Source organism: Streptomyces sp. NPDC002602 (assembly GCF_042889445.1).
In the GTDB taxonomy this organism is placed as follows: Bacteria; Actinomycetota; Actinomycetes; order Streptomycetales; family Streptomycetaceae; genus Streptomyces.
Genome location: NZ_JBIAQX010000009.1, coordinates 151,763 through 168,676, shown reverse-complemented (window position 1 = coordinate 168,676; position 16,914 = coordinate 151,763). Strand labels below are relative to the sequence as shown.

Sequence of the window (16,914 nt, the reverse complement as noted above, 5' to 3'; positions counted from 1 at the left end):
TCTGTTCGGTGACCGGGGGCGGCTCGGGAAGCTCGGGCGGCTCAGGAGGCGAAGTCCAGGAACGCGGTCCTGGCCTCGGATTCGGGCAGACCGTGCGGGGGGCTCTTGAAGAGCAGCGGGGAGGGGCCGTCCACCGCGCCGGACAGGCCCCGGTCGCCGGCGGTCTTCGCGGCGCGTACGGCGTTGGCGATGACGCCGGCGGCGTTAGGGCTGTCCTCGACCCGGAGTTTGATGTCGATGCTCACCTGCGAGCCGAGCACGGACTTCGCCGTGACGTTGGCGAAGCACAGCTTCGTGTCGGCGAGGTGCCCGATGAACCCGGAGGGACCCGCGACCCGGTCGACATCGGTCATTCCGGCCGCGCGCAGCGCGTTGGCCTTCGAGGTGAACTTGGAGGCGGAGCGGGAGGTGTCCGCGAGGTTCAGGAAGTCCGTGTTCCCGCCGACGTTGAGCTGGTAGGTGCTCTCCAACTCCAGCCCTCGGCTGAGGAGCAGTTCGATGAGGGCGGTGTGCAGGCAGGTGGCTCCGAGGTGGCTGCGCAGGTCGTCGCCGAGCAGGACGACCCCCGCGTCCGCGAACCTGCGGCTGACGTTCGCGTCCCGTGCCAGCTCTTCCGGGGTGCAGTTGACGACGGCGGTCCCGGCGGTGAGCGCGGCCTGGGCGAACATCCGGATGGCCTGGGAGCCGCCCGTGGGCAGGGCGATGACCAGGACGTCGGCCTCGTGCTCGACGAGGGCCTTGGCCACGTCCTCGGGGGTGGCGTCACGTGCGGCGGAGGCGATCGGGATCACCGCGCCGAGCGGGCCCGTGAGGCCGTCGAGCACGGGCGCCGGGAGGACGGGGGCGTCACGGTCGGCGCCGAGCGCGGTGAAGCCGGTGGCGGAGATGGCGGGGGCGGTGAACGCCTGCGCGAGGGGCAGTCCGACCTTCGCCGCGTCCACGTCGAACGCCGCGACGATCCGGACGTCGGCGAGCCGGTAGCCGCCCAGGGTGTGGCACATCAGTCCCGGCAGCCTGGTGTCCGGTTCGGCTTGGGCCTGAGCGACGAACTGGGCGAAGCTCCACGCGCAGTTGCCTGCGCCGGCGAGTGCGACACGTATGTTCCTCATGGCGGTTTCTTCCTTCCTGGGCGAACGGCGACTCTCCGGCCCCGGCGGGCCTGCCTGCTCCTTCGGACGGTCACCGCGGCGTCGTGTCCGCGGTGCGTACCGGTCAGGTCCGCCACGGCCGGGGGATCCGGCGGGCGGCGCTCGCGTGGGTCTGCGCCCAGCGGCGTATGGAGCGGTGGAGCACCAGGGCGGTGTCGGGCACCCGGTGGGTGACCTCGAACGGTTCCGTGACCGACAGGTAGCCCTGGTAGGCGCGGAACGCGGTGACCCGGAGCAGTTGCGCCCGGTCCAGGTGTTCCTCGGCGAAGGGCAGGTAGAAGCGGTTCCACTGTCGGGGCGTCATGGACGGGAGGCGCTCCAGCGGGGCCACTCCGTGCTGGGCGCGCCAGGTGTTGAGGGCGGCCCGGACCGTTTCGAAGGCCTCGGCCACCGGCTGGGCCCGGTCGCCGCGGCCGAGGATCGACAGTCTCGTGGCCGCCGGGGGGCCGCCGGCGACGAGCCGTGTGACGTGTTCGGCCACGTCGTCGGTGCTGACGATGTCCAGCAGTGCCTTCTCCTCGGCCACCATCGCCGGGACGGCGCCACTGCACAGGGACGTGGGCAGCCAGAAGAAGCCGCTGTACCGGTCCAGGAGTCCGTCGGCGCGGGCGCCCATCACCACGGGGAAGCGGACGATGTCGGCGCCCTCCCGTTCGGCGTGGACCAGCCGTTCGGTCGCGGCCTTGGACCACTCGTACGAGTTGCGGTACGCCTCCGGGGAGGGCGAGGTGATGTCCCCGGCGAGGCCGGTGGCGTAGGCGGAGGACAGGTGGACGAGGTGGGTGCGCGCAGTGGTCAGGCCCAGCACCGCCCGCAGCGGGGCGACGTTGGCCTGTTCGGCGTCTTCGAAGGGCAGGTTCCAGCGGGTGTCGGCGGCGCAGTGCACCACCGCGTCCCACGGGCCGCGCAGTGCGGGCGGAGGCGCGTCCCGGCCGGCATCCCAGACGTGCTGCCGGGGTCCGACTCCCCCGCGGCGGCTGACACCGTGGGGCCGGTGCCCCGCGGCGGTGAGCGCGCGCATCACGGCGCCGCCGACGGCACCGGTGGCACCGGTGACCAGGACGCGTACGGAGCCGGTCACGAGACCGTGATCCGCCGCTCGATGGCGCGGAGCATGTGCTCGGAGTTCTCGCGCAGGGCCTTGGCGGCGACCGGGTTCAGCATGTCGGCCAGCAGCGGAATGCCGATCTCGAAGTCGACCGAGAAGACGACCACCGAGGTGCCGTCGCCCCGGTCGTCGACGCGCCAGTATCCGGTGAACTCGTCCAGGTCGCCCGATACCTGGGAGAACGACATCACGCGGTTCGCCTCGTCGAGTTCGTCCTCCTCCACCCATTCGAGGACGGAGCCCTTCAGCAGCACCGACCACGCGCTGGTGCGGGCGCCGCTCTCCGATGCGCCGAGCACGGTCACCGATTCGACGTTCTCCATGTAGTCGGCGTAGTCCTCGAGGCGGGTGACGGCACGCCAGGCGTCGCCGGCCGGAGCCTTGATGGGCAGGTTGACCTCGACGTGGGGCATGGCTGCGTGTCTCCTTCGGGCAGGGGGGCCGGGCGGCTCAGGCGGCCGGATCGAAGCTGATCTCACGTCCCGTACAGAAGGCTCCGACCACCTCGTCGCACGTCAGCAGGGACGGCGGATGGTGGTGGACGGCGAGCGAGTCGACGAGGAGGGAGGCCGCCGCCTGCCCCTTCCCGTACAGGCGGCTGCCGACGACGGGCGTCACGGCGGCGAGCACCCGGTCGCGGGTGTCGCTGAGCGTGGCCCGAAGACCGACGGCGGCGGCCAGCGCGGCCCGCCCCGCGACCGCGCCGGAGGCGACGTCCGCGGCGAGCTGGCGGCAGGCTCCGCCGAGGGTCAGCAGTTCCCGGGTGGCGCGGCCGAGGAGCGCGGTCCTCGGGCCGTGGGTCCGCGCCCGGATCACCTGGCGGTACGCCACGTCCAGCAGCCCGCTGAGGACGCCGTGGTAGGTGGCGCTCAGCAGGACCGCGAACCAGACCATCCCGGAGATCACGTTGTCGTCGATGACGTCGGCGGGGCCCCGGTGGAAGACGAGCCGGTCGTCCAGTTCCACGTCGCGCAGGACCAACCCGGCCGTGTCCGAATCGGTCATGCCGAGCGAGGACCACTCCCCCTCGACGGTCAGGCCCGGGGACGAGCGGGGGCACAGTGCGAGGATCGTGTCGTCGGTCCCGGTGACCCTGGCCGTCAGGCACACGAGGGTGGCCGTCGTCGCGAGCGAGCAGGGGAACTTCGTCCCCGAGACCCGGTACCCCTTGGCCGTCGGGACCGCCTCGGAGCGGCTGCTCATGAAGTTGGGGCTGCCTCCGGGCTCGGCGAACGCGGACGCGACGAGGGCGCCGGTCCGGGCGATGCCCTCCAGCAGCATCCAGCTGGAGTCCCGGTGGCGCCGCCAGTAGTCGGCCATCAGCCCGACGGTGAAGGCGTGCATGTTGAGCGCGATCGCGGCCGACGGGTCGACCATCCCCAACGCGCGTTGGGCGGAAGCCACTTCGACGAGGCTCGCGCCCGCGCCGCCGAACTCCCGGGGGATCGGCAGGGCCGCGTAGCCGTTCGCGCAGAGGTCCCGGATGCGGTCGGCGCCGGAGGCGCCCTCGCGGGGCGGGTCCGGCGTCCAGGCCGTGCTCCAACCGGCGTTCAGAAGGGCCAGGTGGGCGGCGTCGCCGTGGCCGGCCCGTTCCGTCGCGTCCGCGGCGGGTTTGTTCATGCCTCTCCCCTCGGATTCGGTTTCGTACGATCGTCGATCGGTACGGGATGAACACAATCAGACGGCGGCCGTCTTATCAGCAAGTGTTTCTTTGTGCGGAACACGAACCCGACCGCTTTCTCGGCGGCGTCGGAATGGGCAGCGGAAAGCGCGGCGGAAAGAAACGCTTCTCAGAGTTCCAGGAGGGCCAGGAGCCGAGCCGGATCTGGGTGATCGGGATTCACGTGCACCGTGTCCCAGCCGAGTGCGCGGGCGGGCTCGATGTCGAGTTCCGCGGAATCCCCTACCATCACGCGCCGTTCGAACACGCCCTCCCCGATGAGCCGGAACGCGCGGGGGTCCGGTTTCTTCGGGCCGCCGTCCGCCGTGAACAGGGCCCGGTCGTACACCTCGGGCACCGTCAGGCCGTGCAGGAGCCTTCGCATGAGGGGGCCCGGCAGGTAGCAGTTGGACATCAGGCGGACGGTGTGGCCGGCGGCGGCGGCGCGGGACATCGCGTCCGCCATCGGCGTGCACAGGGTGTACTGGTCCGGGTCGGCGCAGCCGAGCGCCTGCCACAGCACCTCCTCCAGATCGGCGATCTCCCGTGGTTCGCCCCGCTCCCGCAGGGCCGTGTCCAGCAGCGCGAGGGTCGGCGGCTGGGGCGCGCACGGGTCGGTCATCGCCGTGAGGATGGCTTCGAAGACCGTCCGCACCACGGCCTCCGCCCGCCGCCGGTCCAGGGCGAGCACGTCGGTGAGGCAGGCGGCGAAATGGTCCGCGCCCGGGAGCGGGCGGGACAGGACGAGGGTGTCGAAACAGTCGAAGACCACGACGGCGGGCATGGGGTTCCTCTCGGATGTCGCGGGAGTGGGCGGCGTCGGCGGCACGGCCTCACGACCACGAGAGCTTGCGGTGGTCGACCCGGAAGAAGAGCAGGGTCACGACGGTCAGGCCGGCCGCGAACGCGCACAGCACGCCGGCCGGGAGCAGCACGGCGCGCACGCCACCGCCGTCGATGATGACGGTGGAGAAGCCGCGCATCGCCCAGTAGCTGGGCACGCCCGGGGCGAGCGGGCGGGCCCACTGCGGCAGCGCGGACAGCGGGGTCAGGGCGCCGCCGAGACCGGCGAAGAGCAGGGCGAGGAGGTTGGCGAAGACGCTGAGCTGCGCGATGGTGCGGCAGAGCGCCACCAGTGCCATGCCGGCCAGGACCACGCACAGCGCGAGGGGCACTCCCACCACGACGAGTGCGGTCCAGGGACCGCGTACCCGCAGGCCGAACAGCAGGCCGCCCGCCGCGAAGACCACGGCCAGTTGCACCACCGCGACCGCGAGGGGTACGACGATCCGTCCGGCGACCAGCTCGAACGGTCGCGCGGGGCCCGCCCGGAGCCGGTCCCAGGTGTTCCAGCCGTGCTCCCGGAACATCGCGAAGCCCACGACGGTGACGAGGAAGAAGAGGAACATCACCGCCATGCCGGGCACGCCCTGTTCGGCCCCGGTGGCGTCCTCGACGTCGCCGGCCCGCAGCGCCACCCGGAACAGCGGCTGCATGAAGCCTATGATCAGCAGGGGCATGACCGTGCGGACGACGAGCGGCGCCGGGTCGCGCACGAGGAGTCTGACGTCCTGCCGGACCAGTGCGGCGATCCGGCCCGGTGACCCGTCACCCATGGCGCCCCGCCTCCACGGTCCTGCCGGCCGGCGGCTTCGGGCCGCCCCCGCTCCCCCCGTTTTCCTCACCGGTTGCCGGACCCGGAGGGGCGGCGGCCGTCGCGGCACCCGGAGCACCGGGATCGCCGGCGGATTCGGGCCGCCGTCCCGTCAGGGCCAGGAAGACGGTCTCCAGGCTGGGCCGCAGTACGCGCAGATTGACCAGCCGCGGGAGCGAGTCGCCGAGCGCCGCGAGCACCTCGGGTGCCACGAGGTGCGGCTCCCGGGCGTGCACGCGCAGCATCTCGCCGACGCGGGTCACCGGCCAGGGGACGCGCAGGGACGGCGGGGTGCCTGAGAAGGTGAGTTCCACCGCCCCGTCGCCGTGGTCGCGCACCAGGTCGGTGACGGTTCCGCGGGCGACCAGGCGGCCGTGGTCGAGGACGGCGACGTTCGCGTCGAGGTCCTCGACCTCGCCGAGGTAGTGGGTGGAGTAGCAGACGGCGGTACCGGCGGCGGCCAGGTCGCGGACGTGCGCGATGAGGCGGGCCCGGGTCTCCACGTCCACTCCGGCCGTCGGTTCGTCGAGCAGGAGCAGCTTCGGCCGGTGGAGCAGGGCCATCGCGGTGTGTACGCGCCGCTGTTCGCCTCCGGAGAGCCGGCCGACGCGGCGTTCGAGCAGGTCCGCGAGGCCCAGGGGTTCGGCGGCCTCCTCGATGCGCCGGTCCGCCTCCCGGCGGCGCAGCCCGGCGAGTTCCGCGAAGAATCGGAGGTTCTGTCGTACGGTCAGCGGCGGGTACACGCCGAGTTCCTGGGGGGCCAGACCGAGGCGCAGACGTGCCCGTCGCGGTTCGCGGGCCGTGGAGACGCCCAGTACCTCGATCTCCCCGGCGTCGGGCCGCAGCAGCCCGGCCACCAGGGACATCAGCGTGGTCTTGCCCGCGCCGTTGTGTCCGAGCAGGCCGACGATCTCGCCTTCGGCGATGTGCAGGCCGACGTCGTCCAGGGCGGTCGTGGAGCCGTACCGCTTGCGGACGCCGCGCAGGACCAGTGGCGGGGGCGCGCCGCCCGGGGTGGTCGCGGGGACGGGGTCAGTCGACACGGCGCGTCCACGCTTCCGGAAGGAGGTCGGGGAGGCCGACGCGCTGGAGGTGGGGCTGCCAGGTTCGGGCCAGCTTGAAGCCCTTCATGAGCCCGGTGCCGGAGCGCACGTCGGGCAGCGGCTCGCGGTATCCGAGCAGGGCCTCGGTGTCCCGCAGGTGGTCCCGGAGCCGGTCCAGCCATTCCTCGCCCCGCCCGGGGTCGCCGGTCGCGGCTTCCCTGCCCTGCGCGGCGAGGAGCAGTCCGGTCTCGACCTCGTCGGCCGGGACGCCGGCGAAGGGGTCGGAGGCGGCTTCGTCGCGCCCGTAGCTCAGTTCGCCCTCGGTGCGCAGTCCCCGTACGGACAGCGACAGTTGTACGAGTTCGTAGGCCATGAGCACGGCGGCCTCGGTCTGACCGGCGGCGGCGGCGCCCTCGATGTCCTCCATGCGAGCACGGCAGCCGAGCAGCAGGCGGGCGGCGCCGTGGGCCCGGAACGCGAGGAGCCGGCGCAGGTCGGTCGGGACGGCTTCGCCCGGCGCCGGGCCGGTCGGGGCGGTGGTGCCGAGGGGCGTCACGCGGGTACCTCCGGGCCGGGGTGGGCCACTCCCAGCCACAGCATGTCGCCTGCGAACAGGGGCAGCAGGTCGTCGGGGAGCGCGGAGCCGGCGGGACCCGACCAGACGACCGCGTCGCTGTCCTCGTGCGGCAGGTCCGACCGGAGCACCTCCAGCGCGCGCAACTGCCATCGGTCCACGACCGTGCGGTCGTCCAGGACGGTCGTTCCGACACCGGTGGACCAGCGCAGTACCGCGTGCAGCGGGGCGGCTTCGCCGGCCAGGCGGTCGACGAGGCCGAGGCAGTGCGGGACCCTCTCCCGGGGGTCGAGGGGTGGGGCCAGCGCGTCGGCGAGGACGGCCAGGCCCTCGGCGTCGTCGAGCGCCTTGAGCTTCTCCCCCACCCACTTGGCGGGGAAGTAGACCTGCCCGCCGGCCGCCGCACGGGCGTTGAGCGCGGCGACCACCGCCTCCCGCGCGCGGGCCGCCGCCGCCATGGGCTTGGCGCCGTGCAGCCAGCGGGCGGCCTGGGCGAGCCGGTGCGCCTCCACCGTCCACCACTGTTCCACCACGTCGGCGAGCCAGGGGCCGCGCAGGGCCGCTTGCCAGGCGTCCCAGGGCGGCGTGGCGACGAGCGGCAGCCCGAGGGCGAGCCGGTTCGCGGTGTTGATGGCGCGCCGCCGGTGGTTCCAGCCGGATTCTCCGACCGAGGCGAACCGGGGCCAGGGCCGGCCCCGCAGGGTGGCCGTCGTGTCCCGGACGGCGCTCGCCCGGCGGACGTTGACGTCGATCACCGTGCCGTGCTCGTGCGACTGGATGGGGAAGCGGGTGAGCCGGTCGTTCTCCACCAGGACGAAGAGGTCGAGGTCGCTGCGGTGGTTGCCGAAGCCGGCGAGCACGGATCCGGCGGCGACCGCGAGCGCCGGACTGCCCACGCCCTGGTCCGTCTCCCGCCGCACCGCGTCCCAGGTGATTCCGCGCTCGTCCAGGAAGGCGGCCATTCGGTCTTTCAGGATTCCCGGATCGGGAAATGCGTCGGCACGTGCCGAAGTGGTCTCCATGGAGTTCGGTGCACCTTTCCGATGCGGCTGCCGACAGGTCATCGGTATGTCTCCGGACGATCCCCCGGAAGCGATTCGGAGGGTGTTCCCGGATTTCCCGGTCACATCGGGTGTGGAATCGGAACTCCCTCGGCCGCCCCCAGCCTTTCAGGGGTCCGCGGTCCCGGCAACGAACGTTCCGGCAGCCGGAACGCGACTTCTCAGCGGCGCGGCGGAGCGATAGAACCGTCCCTGGACGGATTCCCATCACGCCCGCGTCGGACCGGTCGAGGCCGGGCGAGGAGAGGACGGAACCGATGACCGCGAGCGACGGACACGGGGCCGCCCGGGGCGCGCTCGACGCGACGCGCAGCCACCAGTCCCCGCAACTGGCCCTGATGTACGGGATGAACGGTTCCGGAGCGATCGAGATGCGCGGCGAGGGTGCCCGCCTGCTGCTCTCCGACGGCCGGGGCGCCCTGGACTTCGGGAGCTACGCCGTGACCCTGCTGGGGCAGCGCCACCCGGCCGTCCTGGCCGCCGTGCGCCGCGAGTTGGACGCGATGCCGGTGTCGACCCGAGTCCTGGCCAACCGTACGACCGCCGAACTGGCCCGACGGCTGGCGGCTTGGGGTGATCCGGGACAGTTGACCAAGGTGTGGCTGGGGCTCAACGGCTGCGACGCGGTCGAGGCGGCCCTGAAGCTGGCCCGTCTCGCCACGGGCCGCACCCGGGTGCTCGCGATCGAGGGCGCCTACCACGGCAAGTCCCTCGGAGCGCTGGCCGCGACCTGGAACAGGCGCTACCGGCGCGATCTGGAACCCCTGCTGGGCGGCGTGACCCACATCGCGGCCGACGCGGCGGCGATACCCGCGGCCTTCGCGGAGGGCGGGGTGGCGGCCGTCCTCGTCGAGCCGGTACAGGGCGAGGGAGGGGTGCGGCCGTTGGAGCCCGGCTTCCTGCGGGCACTCGCCGACGCGGCGCACGCGCACGGCGCCTTCGTCATCGCGGATGAGATCCAGACGGGGCTGCGCCGGTGCGGACCGCGACTGGTCAGCACCGACGCCGGAATGCGTCCCGACGCGGTACTCCTCGGCAAGGCGCTCGGCGGCGGGGTGCAGCCGCTGTCCGCCGTGCTGGCCACGCCGGAGCTGTACGCCCCGCTGACGGCCGACCCGTTCGCCCACACCACGACCTTCTCCGGCCATCCGCTCGGTGCGGCCGCCGGCCTCGCGGCCCTCACGGCCGTGGAGGAACTCGCCCCGCGCGGAGCCGTACTGGAGCGTCTGCTCGCCGACGGCTTGGCGCGGATCGCCGACCGGCACCCCGGACTGGTGACGCGGGTGCGGGGCCGGGGGCTCATGTGGGGCGTGGAGTTCGCCACTCCCGCGGCGGCCGGGGACGTACTGATGGAGCTCGGCCGCAAGGGGCTGGTGGTCTCGCCGTGCCTGGGTCGTCCTGAGGTGCTCCGGCTGCTCCCGCCGCTGGTCGCCTCGGACGACGAGGCCGAGGAGGCCCTCGCGATCCTGGACTCCGTCTGCACCACCGTGCCCGCCGAGTTCCGGCCCCCGGAGCCGCGCTGAGGGCTGTCCCGACAGGATCGGCAGGCACCGGCCCGGGCCCCGTGGCACCTCAGGATCCTTGTGGCGGCCGGCCGGGCCGCGGCCAGGATCGATCCCCCGTCGCCCCGCTCCGCGCGGCGACCACCGTACGGACCCGCCGAGGAGCGTCACCATGCCGCACACCGGCCCGCACGCCGCGGGACACGACACCGGACCGGGGCCCGGGCCGGCACCGGGGGCGACGGGCGCAGCCGGCTCGCCGGCCGGACAGCGGGGGGTCCAGTACCACTACCACCGGGAGCTGTTCCCCGCACTGCACGACTGGGAGCGCACCGAACGCTCCATCGTCGAGTTCACCAGCGAGGAGGGCCCTGCCAGTCCCGGCGACGGCGGTCTGCTGGGCCTCGACCAGATGGGCCACTTCGGGCCGCAGGGCTGCGACCTGGTCGCCGAAGCGGTGATCGCCCACGGCGCGGGCCCACTGGACGTGTGCGAGTTGGGCAGCGGTTTCGGCGGGGCGCTCCGGTACACGGTGGACAGGATCACCGCCGGCGGGCTCCGCGTACGACGCGCACACGGCGTGGACCTCGTCCCCGAGCACTGCGCGGTCAGCCGGAGCATCAACCGCGCGCAGGGACGCGCCGAGGTGAGCGACATCTGCGCGTCCGCGACCGCCGTCCCCCTCCCCGGGGCCTCGCTGGACGTGGTGTGGGTCACGGGATCGATGCCGCACTTCCCCGCGCCCGGCGAGGTGCTGCGCGAGGCCGGACGGCTGCTGCGTCCCGGCGGCCTGCTCGTCCTGACCGAGGAGGTGAGCCTGACGCCCGGTGGCGAAGAGCCCTCGGAGGCGTTCCGTGTCACTCACCCGCGCGGGGTGTTCTTCACGACCCCGCTCGCCGACCGGTTGCGGGACCTGGAGCGCGCGGGCTTCACGGATGTCGTCCACGACGACGTGACGCGGTGGGCGGTGGCGTGGCTCACCGACCGTCTGAAGGTCGTGCGCGTCTTTCGGGGCAGTGTGGCCGGCATCTACGGGGCCGCGTCGGCCGACCTCATCCGCGACACCCTGGACGCGGCTCGGACCGAGTTCCTGGCGGCGCGGCTGTCCCCGGCGCTGATCACGGCCCGACGGGCTTGACGTGGGGCTCCCTCTCCCGATTCCCGGGCAGGACCTCCGCGACGACATGGCCGGCCCCCGGGGGCGGCGGTCCGGCGCGGCCTCCCGTACCCGCGCGACGAGGGGGCCCGCACGGGTACGACAGGGCTCGCCGCAGCGGGCCTTGAGCGGGCCGCCATCTGGCCTTCAGCGGGCCGGCGCCATGTCGTCAGTGGGCCGGCGCCATGTCGGGGGTCCGTTGGAGCGCGCGGGAGACAGCGGCGCACGCCGCCCTCAGGTGCGAGACCGCCCCGACGACCTGGAGCCGCCCCTGTGGACCGGTGACGGCCAGGGCGCCCACCGCCGTGCTGGACGCCGTGAGCACGGGAGCCGCGATGCCGACGGCTCCGCTCGCTCCGCGCACGGCCACGAACCCCTGGTGCCGCACCCGTCCGGCTTCCCCTTCCCCTTCCTCCCACGCTGCCGAGAAGGGCAGGGACGGCCCGGCAGCGAACGCTTGAAAGATCCGGGTCGCGGCCTGCATCGACGCACGGGCCTCCTCCTCGACTCCGAGCTCGGCGCCCGCGCCATGGGCGCGGCGTACCGCGTCCACCAACGCCGCGTCCGGGCCGGACGCGTCGGAAATGAAAATGAACGCGCTCCCACGAGTGACATGATGAAGCTGTTCCGCATACGGAAATGCCAGGCTGCGCAGCGTGAGCTGCCGGGGAACGCGCGCGCCCAGCGTGAAAAGAGCGACACCCAGCCGTAATCCCCTCTCACCTCGCTCCAGCATTCCCTCCTCAACGAGTTCCGAGATGATCCGGTGAGCGGTCGCCTTGGGCATATCGGCTCTGCGCGCTATTTCAGACAGCTGAAGTTCTGGTTCGCCCGGCCGAAAGCAACGCAGTACGCTCAGGCCGCGCGCGAGCATCGAACGAGTGTGCTGAACGGACAAGGACACCTCCGTGAGGGCCTGGTGGAGGGGGTACGGGACGCCCCGGCGCATGCACCGGCGGGCGCGCGAACTCCCCGGTCCCACCTATTGCACGTGCAGAGACATCGGATGGGGGAGCCCTTCCCGGCGGTGAAAGTGCCACACGACACACGAAAGCCGGCCCGCCCCCGACAACACGGCCCCCTTTCGCCACCTCCCGTACATCTTTCGGCTCCCGAGTCGGGAGCCGAAAGATGTACGGGAGGAAAACTGTAGCAGCGCGGGAATAGTCACCATGACTTTGCCGCAACGATCCGGTCATTCTGCACGCGTTTATGGGGAGGGGTTTGGAGGTGCGACGCCCCCTGTTGACGCAGGGAAAGGCACGTGGGGTTCGTGCGGCAGGAACGGACTCAGCGAGCTGCCCACAGCGGACAAATGACGAGAACCAGTCATCCCGTCGCACATCACCGCGCACATGGCGGCTTGGCGCCGTCGGTGACGCGAGAGCCCCGGGCGAGGCACGGCGACCGGCGGGCCGGCGGCGCCGGCGCTCCTTCGGCACGGGCCACCACGGGGCGGCGCCACGAGTCCGCGTCGGCGCGAGTCGCGTCCGGGGCGCTTCCTGCCGTGCTGTGGTTGGGCGATGACCGGTACTCAGTTGCCGCTCGGCCAAGGTGGTGGCGACATCACCCGACGATTCACCGCTCCGGCACCGTGCGCCGACGCCCCCCGGATCGGAGGATGCCGCCCCATGCCGCACGCCGGCACGCTCTACATGACATCAACTACACTTGCCCGGGCGACATGTCGCCGTGTCCACGTCCGGGATGAACGCCCGACGTGTACGACCCGATGGAGAGGGTTCATGAAGCTGCTCCCACTTTTTCTGCGCCGGCCGATGGAAGCGGTATACGAGCGTCGACTGGTGAGCACCCTGGTGGACCTTCCGCGCCCGCAGCACATCGGGATCATGCTGGACGGAAACCGACGTTGGGCCCGAGAGGCCGGGCACTCGGATGTGCGGGAGGGTTACCGGGCGGGTGGTGCGAAGGTCGCCGAGTTCCTGGGCTGGTGCGCGGCCACCGGTGTCGGGCGTGTCACCCTCTTCATGCTCTCCGACGACAATCTCAGGCGACCTGCCGAACAGCTCGGCCCGCTGATCGAAATCATCGAGGAGACCGTCCGGGACATCGCCTCCGAGGGCCGGCCGTGGGAGGTGCAGGTGATCGGCTCCCTCGACCTGCTGCCCGGCGACAGTGCCCGGGTTCTGAAAGAGACCACCGCCGCGACAGTCGGCAACGGCGGCCTCAAGGTGGACGTCGCCGTAGGCTACGGCGGCCGCCGGGAGATCGTCGACGCTGTGCGGAGCGCCTTCGAGCAGCACATCGCCGCTGGTGGTGACCCGGCCGAACTGGCCGAGCGGTTCGACCTCGAGGACATCTCCCGTCATCTGTACTCGCCCACCGCCGCCCACACCGACTTCATCATCCGCACCTCGGGCGAGCAGCGGCTGTCCGGCTTCCTGCTCTGGCAGTCCGCCTACGCCGAGATGCACTGGGTCGACTGCTACTGGCCGGCCTTCCGCCGGGTGGACTTCCTGCGCGCGCTTCGGTCCTACGGTGGGCGCGAGCGCAGGTTCGGCAAGTAGCCCTACGGCAACTACGGCGTACGGCAACGGGACCATCACGCAGGGCCTGGTCACGGTGGGCACGGGCGCAGCGGTCGCCCCGGCAGGCCCCCGCTATGGGCGTCCGAGGAGTTGGCTGCCGGCCGTGTTGTCGGTGCGGGCGGTGAAGTAGTCGGTGAAGGCCTGGACGAACTCCTCTTCGGTGATGCGGCCGTCGCCGTCGTGGTCGAGCAGGCGGAAGCCGTGGTTGAGTTCGGCGGGGTGGACCCGGGAGCCGCCGAAGATCGTGCGGTACTCGTCGGCGCACAGGTGTCCGCTGCCGTCGACGTCCACCGCGTGGAAGACCGCCCGCACCGCGACGTGCAGGCCCTGCTCAAGGTAGGACGGCTCGGCGTCGATCCCGGTGAGCATGGCGGTGACGAACTCCTCGCAGGTCACCTGTCCGTCCTCATCGGCGTCCATGCCGGACCGCAGTTGCTGCCACCAGGTCTCGAAGGCGGCGTAGACGGGGGCTTCGCGTTCAGGGGCGAGTTCGAGCGGCCAGCACACGTTGTGCGCCATGGCCTGTAGATCGACCGAGGTGATGCGGCCGTCGCCGGTCTGGTCCAGGACCTGCCGGAAGAAGGTCCGCAGGCGCGCCGGGCGTGAATCGGCACCCTTGCGGCGGCGTGGTGCGGGGAGCCGGCCGGGGCGGGCCTCCGGCGCGGAAGGACGATCGGCGGGAGCGGTCGTGGCGGCGGGGGGCTGCGGAGTCGAGGGGATTCCGGCCAGCGGGGAGCGGTAGCGGCGGTGCTCGGGCAGCGCGTTCATCAGGACGCGCATACCGCGGTGCAGGGTGAAGGACAGCAGGGCCGCTCGGCGGGTGCGGGGCAGGCCGAAGCGCTCGCGGAAGGCTTCCGGCAGGTCCGCGACGGTCAGCGCACCGATCACGTGGGCGGCCACGGTGCGAACAACCGGCCAGGCCGGCTTCAGCCGCCCGAGGCGGCGGGGTGCGGGGGCTTCACGGAGCATGTCGAACAGCAGGTAGTGCACGGGTTCGCCGTATTCGAGGCGCTCACGGATCGTGCGGTCCATGTACGCGGGCACATCGGCGGCCGTGGCCGGGAACAAGTCGTCGGGCAGGGCGAACTCGGAACACACGGCTCGGAACTCTCCGTACATCCGCTCCAGTTCAGGCGGCGTCAGCGGACGTCCCGACAGTTCCCGCATCGCCGTCATGCACTCGTACAAGGTGACCAGCACCCACACCCGCACCGCAGGGTCCGCCGCCGTGAACGGCCTGCCCTGCTCGTCGGTCCCGGCCAGCCGGCGGTGCGTGCGCTCCAGGCGGGCGACCTCACGGCGCAGCCCTTCACGGTCGGAGAAGAACAGCCGCTTCCCGCTGTCCATCGTGTGTTCGATACGCCGCCACGGATGCGCGCGGTAGGTGGAGAAGTTGGTCATGCCGGCGGCGACCGCCGGATCCGCGGTCTGCAGAACCAGCAGCCGCCACGCCACCAACCCGATCCGCCACTCCCCCAGCGTGCGGCGCAGCAGCGAATCAGGACCGGGAAGCTCAGCGGTAGTCAAGGGGACTTCTCCTCAAGCACGTGCACAGGAATGGGCAGGGGACGACCGGAAGAGGGATCATCCGGCTATCCGTCCAGCTCAACGGCCCCACCGGGATCCGGGAGCGGCCGGATTCCCGAGTTCACCCGTCCGGGAATCGCCTGCGGGCTCCGCTGGGCGAACACGACACGACGGATGTCGGAGCCCATGATCAGGTGAGGGCCCGCCCGCACGTCCGGCGACTCGTCAGGCGAGTTGTCACGCGATCGTCAGGCGAGCGAACCCGGTTCGAGTCCGACGTCGAGGCCCGGCCCACGCCCCTACCCGACGACGCGTCCCCCCGACCCTCCCCCGCCTGCGCGAATCTCTCACGCCACATGGTGCGCGGGGCCGCGGCGTTACGATCAACTTCGCGCATACCCGCTGGGGACCGACAGACCGCTCCGGCGGCCCTTGCCCTCGGTGCGCGCGACTCGTGGTTCCAAGGCACGGAGGGGATGCGACGCATGTCGAAGCAGGAGCGGTGGAGCAAGCTGATGGAACTGCTCGCCGTCGACGGCAAGCTGGACGTGGAGGAGGCGGCCGCCTCGGTGGCGGTGTCACCGGCGACCATCCGGCGTGACCTCGACGAGCTGGCCGAGCAGAAGCTGCTCGTCCGCACCCGTGGAGGGGCGATCGCACACGGCGTCTCCTACGAGCTTCCGCTGCGCTACAAGTCCTCACGACGGGTCACCGAGAAGCAGCGCATCGCAACCGCCGTGGCAGACCTGCTGAGCGAGGGTGACGTCGTCGGCTTCAACGGCGGCACCACCACCACGGAGGTGGCCCGGGCTTTGGTGCTCCGGGCCGGCGGATCGACGGCCGAGCGGGGGGACAGCTCCTCGGGGCCGAGCTACACGGTCGTCACCAACGCACTGAACATCGCGGGTGAACTGGCCGTGCGTCCGCAGTTCAAGATCGTACTGACCGGCGGCGTCGCGCGCCCCCAGACCTACGAGTTGGTGGGCCCGTTGACGGAGGGGGTCTTGAACCAGGTGGTGCTCGACGTCGTCGTGCTCGGCGTCGACGGCGTGGACCCGCAGCTCGGTGTCATGACACACCACGAGGACGAGGCCGGCATCAGCAGGCTCTTCACGGAGCGCGCCCGGAAGGTGATCCTCGCGACGGACTCCTCGAAAATGGGCAAGCGCGCCTTCGCCAGGATCTGCGGCCTGGACCGGATCGACGTGATGGTCACCGACTCAGGCATCGCTCCCGAGATGGCCGCGCGTCTCACCGAGGCGGGTATTGAGGTGATCACCGTCTGACGCCCGGCCTGTTCACGCACCTCCGCCGCCAAGCCGGATGTGGCCCCCGGGGACCCGTCGCACCCGAGGCGCGGGGCGCGTCTGACCCTGCCGCCGCGCCTGTGCAAGCCTTCGTACCAGCGGCCAAGCCCTCCCCGTGCGGCTTCCGGGGCGCGCTCACGAAATGCGCCTGCTCATACTTGGAGACCGCGCACCGGTAGGCCTCGCAGCCGTGGGCCTTGCGATCCACGCCGCTGCGCGACCCGCCGACGTCCGGCTCGACCCGCTGCCGACGCATGTCATCCGCAGGTGCGGGTAGCCGACCAGCCCGCTCCACCTCCGCCGCCCCCTCCCGTGTCCAGGACGACTGCCAACTGGCCATGTATGGGACGGTCCAGGCCGTGTGTGATCAGGCGGCCATGAGAAACCGGAATCCGGGATAGAAGGGCCGAATGATGGAAACCGAGGACGCCCTCATCGTTCACCACGTCGCCGAGCGCCTGTTGCGGGCTCATCCCTGCCTCGACGCCGGAGCTGTCCACCGCGCCGTGGAGACGGCTTACGACGAGCTCCGGTACGCACGGGTGCGCACCTACCTGCCGGTCCTCCTCGAACGCAGGGCCGGAGACCTTCTCGACAAGGGTTCCCACGACAGTCCTTGATCGAC

16 protein-coding genes are annotated in these 16,914 nt (G+C 72.0%); 5 read left to right on the top strand and 11 right to left on the bottom strand.

What is annotated here, in order from left to right; translation table 11 throughout:
* Positions 1-41: 41 nt before the first annotated feature.
* The 9 genes from ACFYW3_RS23930 to ACFYW3_RS23890 form a co-directional block, all read right to left on the bottom strand.
* Positions 42-1,109, bottom strand: a complete 1,068-nt coding sequence (locus ACFYW3_RS23930; RefSeq protein ID WP_351750897.1) for an inositol-3-phosphate synthase — start codon at positions 1,107-1,109, stop codon at positions 42-44.
* A gap of 103 nt (positions 1,110-1,212) precedes the next feature.
* Positions 1,213-2,229: an NAD-dependent epimerase/dehydratase family protein gene (locus ACFYW3_RS23925; protein ID WP_389387254.1), complete on the bottom strand. Its 1,017-nt coding sequence runs from the start codon at positions 2,227-2,229 to the stop codon at positions 1,213-1,215.
* Positions 2,226-2,669: an SRPBCC family protein gene (locus tag ACFYW3_RS23920; protein ID WP_351750900.1), complete on the bottom strand. Its 444-nt coding sequence runs from the start codon at positions 2,667-2,669 to the stop codon at positions 2,226-2,228. Before ACFYW3_RS23920 ends, ACFYW3_RS23925 begins: the two co-directional genes overlap by 4 nt.
* Positions 2,670-2,706: 37 nt before the next feature.
* Positions 2,707-3,876, bottom strand: coding sequence for an acyl-CoA dehydrogenase family protein (locus tag ACFYW3_RS23915; protein ID WP_351750902.1), 1,170 nt, complete (start codon positions 3,874-3,876; stop codon positions 2,707-2,709).
* Positions 3,877-4,046: 170 nt separating this feature from the next.
* Entirely contained in the window at positions 4,047-4,700 is a 654-nt protein-coding gene (locus ACFYW3_RS23910; protein WP_389387253.1) for an HAD family hydrolase, read from the bottom strand.
* Between the two features lie 49 nt (positions 4,701-4,749).
* Complete coding sequence (locus ACFYW3_RS23905) at positions 4,750-5,532, bottom strand: ABC transporter permease (protein WP_389387252.1); 783 nt, start codon at positions 5,530-5,532, stop codon at positions 4,750-4,752.
* Positions 5,525-6,613 carry an ABC transporter ATP-binding protein gene (locus ACFYW3_RS23900; protein WP_389387251.1) on the bottom strand — a complete coding sequence of 363 codons (1,089 nt, stop codon included), beginning with the start codon at positions 6,611-6,613 and terminating at the stop codon, positions 5,525-5,527. Before ACFYW3_RS23900 ends, ACFYW3_RS23905 begins: the two co-directional genes overlap by 8 nt.
* A complete protein-coding gene (locus ACFYW3_RS23895) occupies positions 6,603-7,169 on the bottom strand; it encodes a hypothetical protein (protein WP_351750909.1) in 567 nt (188 codons plus the stop codon). The genes ACFYW3_RS23900 and ACFYW3_RS23895 overlap by 11 nt, the downstream gene beginning before the upstream one ends.
* Positions 7,166-8,209, bottom strand: coding sequence for a hypothetical protein (locus ACFYW3_RS23890; RefSeq protein WP_351750910.1), 1,044 nt, complete (start codon positions 8,207-8,209; stop codon positions 7,166-7,168). The genes ACFYW3_RS23895 and ACFYW3_RS23890 overlap by 4 nt, the downstream gene beginning before the upstream one ends.
* Before the next feature lie 296 nt (positions 8,210-8,505).
* On the opposite strand from ACFYW3_RS23890, the gene ACFYW3_RS23885 reads away from it, so the two are divergent.
* Together ACFYW3_RS23885 and ACFYW3_RS23880 are read left to right on the top strand one after the other, a co-directional pair.
* Positions 8,506-9,771, top strand: a complete 1,266-nt coding sequence (locus ACFYW3_RS23885) for an aspartate aminotransferase family protein (protein ID WP_351750912.1) — start codon at positions 8,506-8,508, stop codon at positions 9,769-9,771.
* Between the two features lie 151 nt (positions 9,772-9,922).
* The gene (locus tag ACFYW3_RS23880; protein ID WP_389387250.1) at positions 9,923-10,888 is read left to right on the top strand and encodes a class I SAM-dependent methyltransferase; all 966 of its coding nucleotides are present in this window, start codon (positions 9,923-9,925) and stop codon (positions 10,886-10,888) included.
* Between the two features lie 187 nt (positions 10,889-11,075).
* Here ACFYW3_RS23880 and ACFYW3_RS23875 read toward each other — a convergent pair whose 3' ends face one another.
* A complete protein-coding gene (locus ACFYW3_RS23875; RefSeq protein ID WP_389387249.1) occupies positions 11,076-11,780 on the bottom strand; it encodes an IclR family transcriptional regulator in 705 nt (234 codons plus the stop codon).
* A gap of 871 nt (positions 11,781-12,651) precedes the next feature.
* Here ACFYW3_RS23875 and ACFYW3_RS23870 point away from each other — a divergent pair.
* Positions 12,652-13,434 (top strand): isoprenyl transferase, encoded by a 783-nt coding sequence (locus ACFYW3_RS23870; RefSeq protein ID WP_351750914.1) that lies wholly within the window; start codon positions 12,652-12,654, stop codon positions 13,432-13,434.
* 93 nt (positions 13,435-13,527) lie between these two features.
* On the opposite strand, the gene ACFYW3_RS23865 is transcribed toward ACFYW3_RS23870, so the two are convergent.
* The gene (locus ACFYW3_RS23865) at positions 13,528-14,982 is read right to left on the bottom strand and encodes an oxygenase MpaB family protein (RefSeq protein ID WP_389387248.1); all 1,455 of its coding nucleotides are present in this window, start codon (positions 14,980-14,982) and stop codon (positions 13,528-13,530) included.
* A gap of 485 nt (positions 14,983-15,467) precedes the next feature.
* Here ACFYW3_RS23865 and ACFYW3_RS23860 point away from each other — a divergent pair, with 485 nt between their 5' ends.
* Together ACFYW3_RS23860 and ACFYW3_RS23855 are read left to right on the top strand one after the other, a co-directional pair.
* Complete coding sequence (locus ACFYW3_RS23860) at positions 15,468-16,268, top strand: DeoR/GlpR family DNA-binding transcription regulator (RefSeq protein WP_351750916.1); 801 nt, start codon at positions 15,468-15,470, stop codon at positions 16,266-16,268.
* 431 nt (positions 16,269-16,699) lie between these two features.
* On the top strand, positions 16,700-16,909 hold the full coding sequence (locus tag ACFYW3_RS23855; RefSeq protein ID WP_351750917.1) for a three-helix bundle dimerization domain-containing protein: 210 nt from the start codon (positions 16,700-16,702) through the stop codon (positions 16,907-16,909).
* The last annotated feature ends 5 nt before the right edge of the window (positions 16,910-16,914 follow it).

Bases quoted from the DNA above. Each gene is read 5' to 3' on its own strand.
- ACFYW3_RS23880 (WP_389387250.1), top strand. From the start codon at position 9,923: ATGCCGCACACCGGCCCGCACGCCGCGGGACACGACACCGGACCGGGG.
- ACFYW3_RS23930 (WP_351750897.1), bottom strand. From the start codon at position 1,109: ATGAGGAACATACGTGTCGCACTCGCCGGCGCAGGCAACTGCGCGTGG.
- ACFYW3_RS23875 (WP_389387249.1), bottom strand. From the start codon at position 11,780: ATGCTCGCGCGCGGCCTGAGCGTACTGCGTTGCTTTCGGCCGGGCGAA.
- ACFYW3_RS23885 (WP_351750912.1), top strand. From the start codon at position 8,506: ATGACCGCGAGCGACGGACACGGGGCCGCCCGGGGCGCGCTCGACGCG.
- ACFYW3_RS23860 (WP_351750916.1), top strand. From the start codon at position 15,468: ATGTCGAAGCAGGAGCGGTGGAGCAAGCTGATGGAACTGCTCGCCGTC.
- ACFYW3_RS23920 (WP_351750900.1), bottom strand. From the start codon at position 2,669: ATGCCCCACGTCGAGGTCAACCTGCCCATCAAGGCTCCGGCCGGCGAC.
- ACFYW3_RS23910 (WP_389387253.1), bottom strand. From the start codon at position 4,700: ATGCCCGCCGTCGTGGTCTTCGACTGTTTCGACACCCTCGTCCTGTCC.
- ACFYW3_RS23870 (WP_351750914.1), top strand. From the start codon at position 12,652: ATGAAGCTGCTCCCACTTTTTCTGCGCCGGCCGATGGAAGCGGTATAC.
- ACFYW3_RS23905 (WP_389387252.1), bottom strand. From the start codon at position 5,532: ATGGGTGACGGGTCACCGGGCCGGATCGCCGCACTGGTCCGGCAGGAC.
- ACFYW3_RS23915 (WP_351750902.1), bottom strand. From the start codon at position 3,876: ATGAACAAACCCGCCGCGGACGCGACGGAACGGGCCGGCCACGGCGAC.
- ACFYW3_RS23855 (WP_351750917.1), top strand. From the start codon at position 16,700: ATGATGGAAACCGAGGACGCCCTCATCGTTCACCACGTCGCCGAGCGC.
- ACFYW3_RS23890 (WP_351750910.1), bottom strand. From the start codon at position 8,209: ATGGAGACCACTTCGGCACGTGCCGACGCATTTCCCGATCCGGGAATC.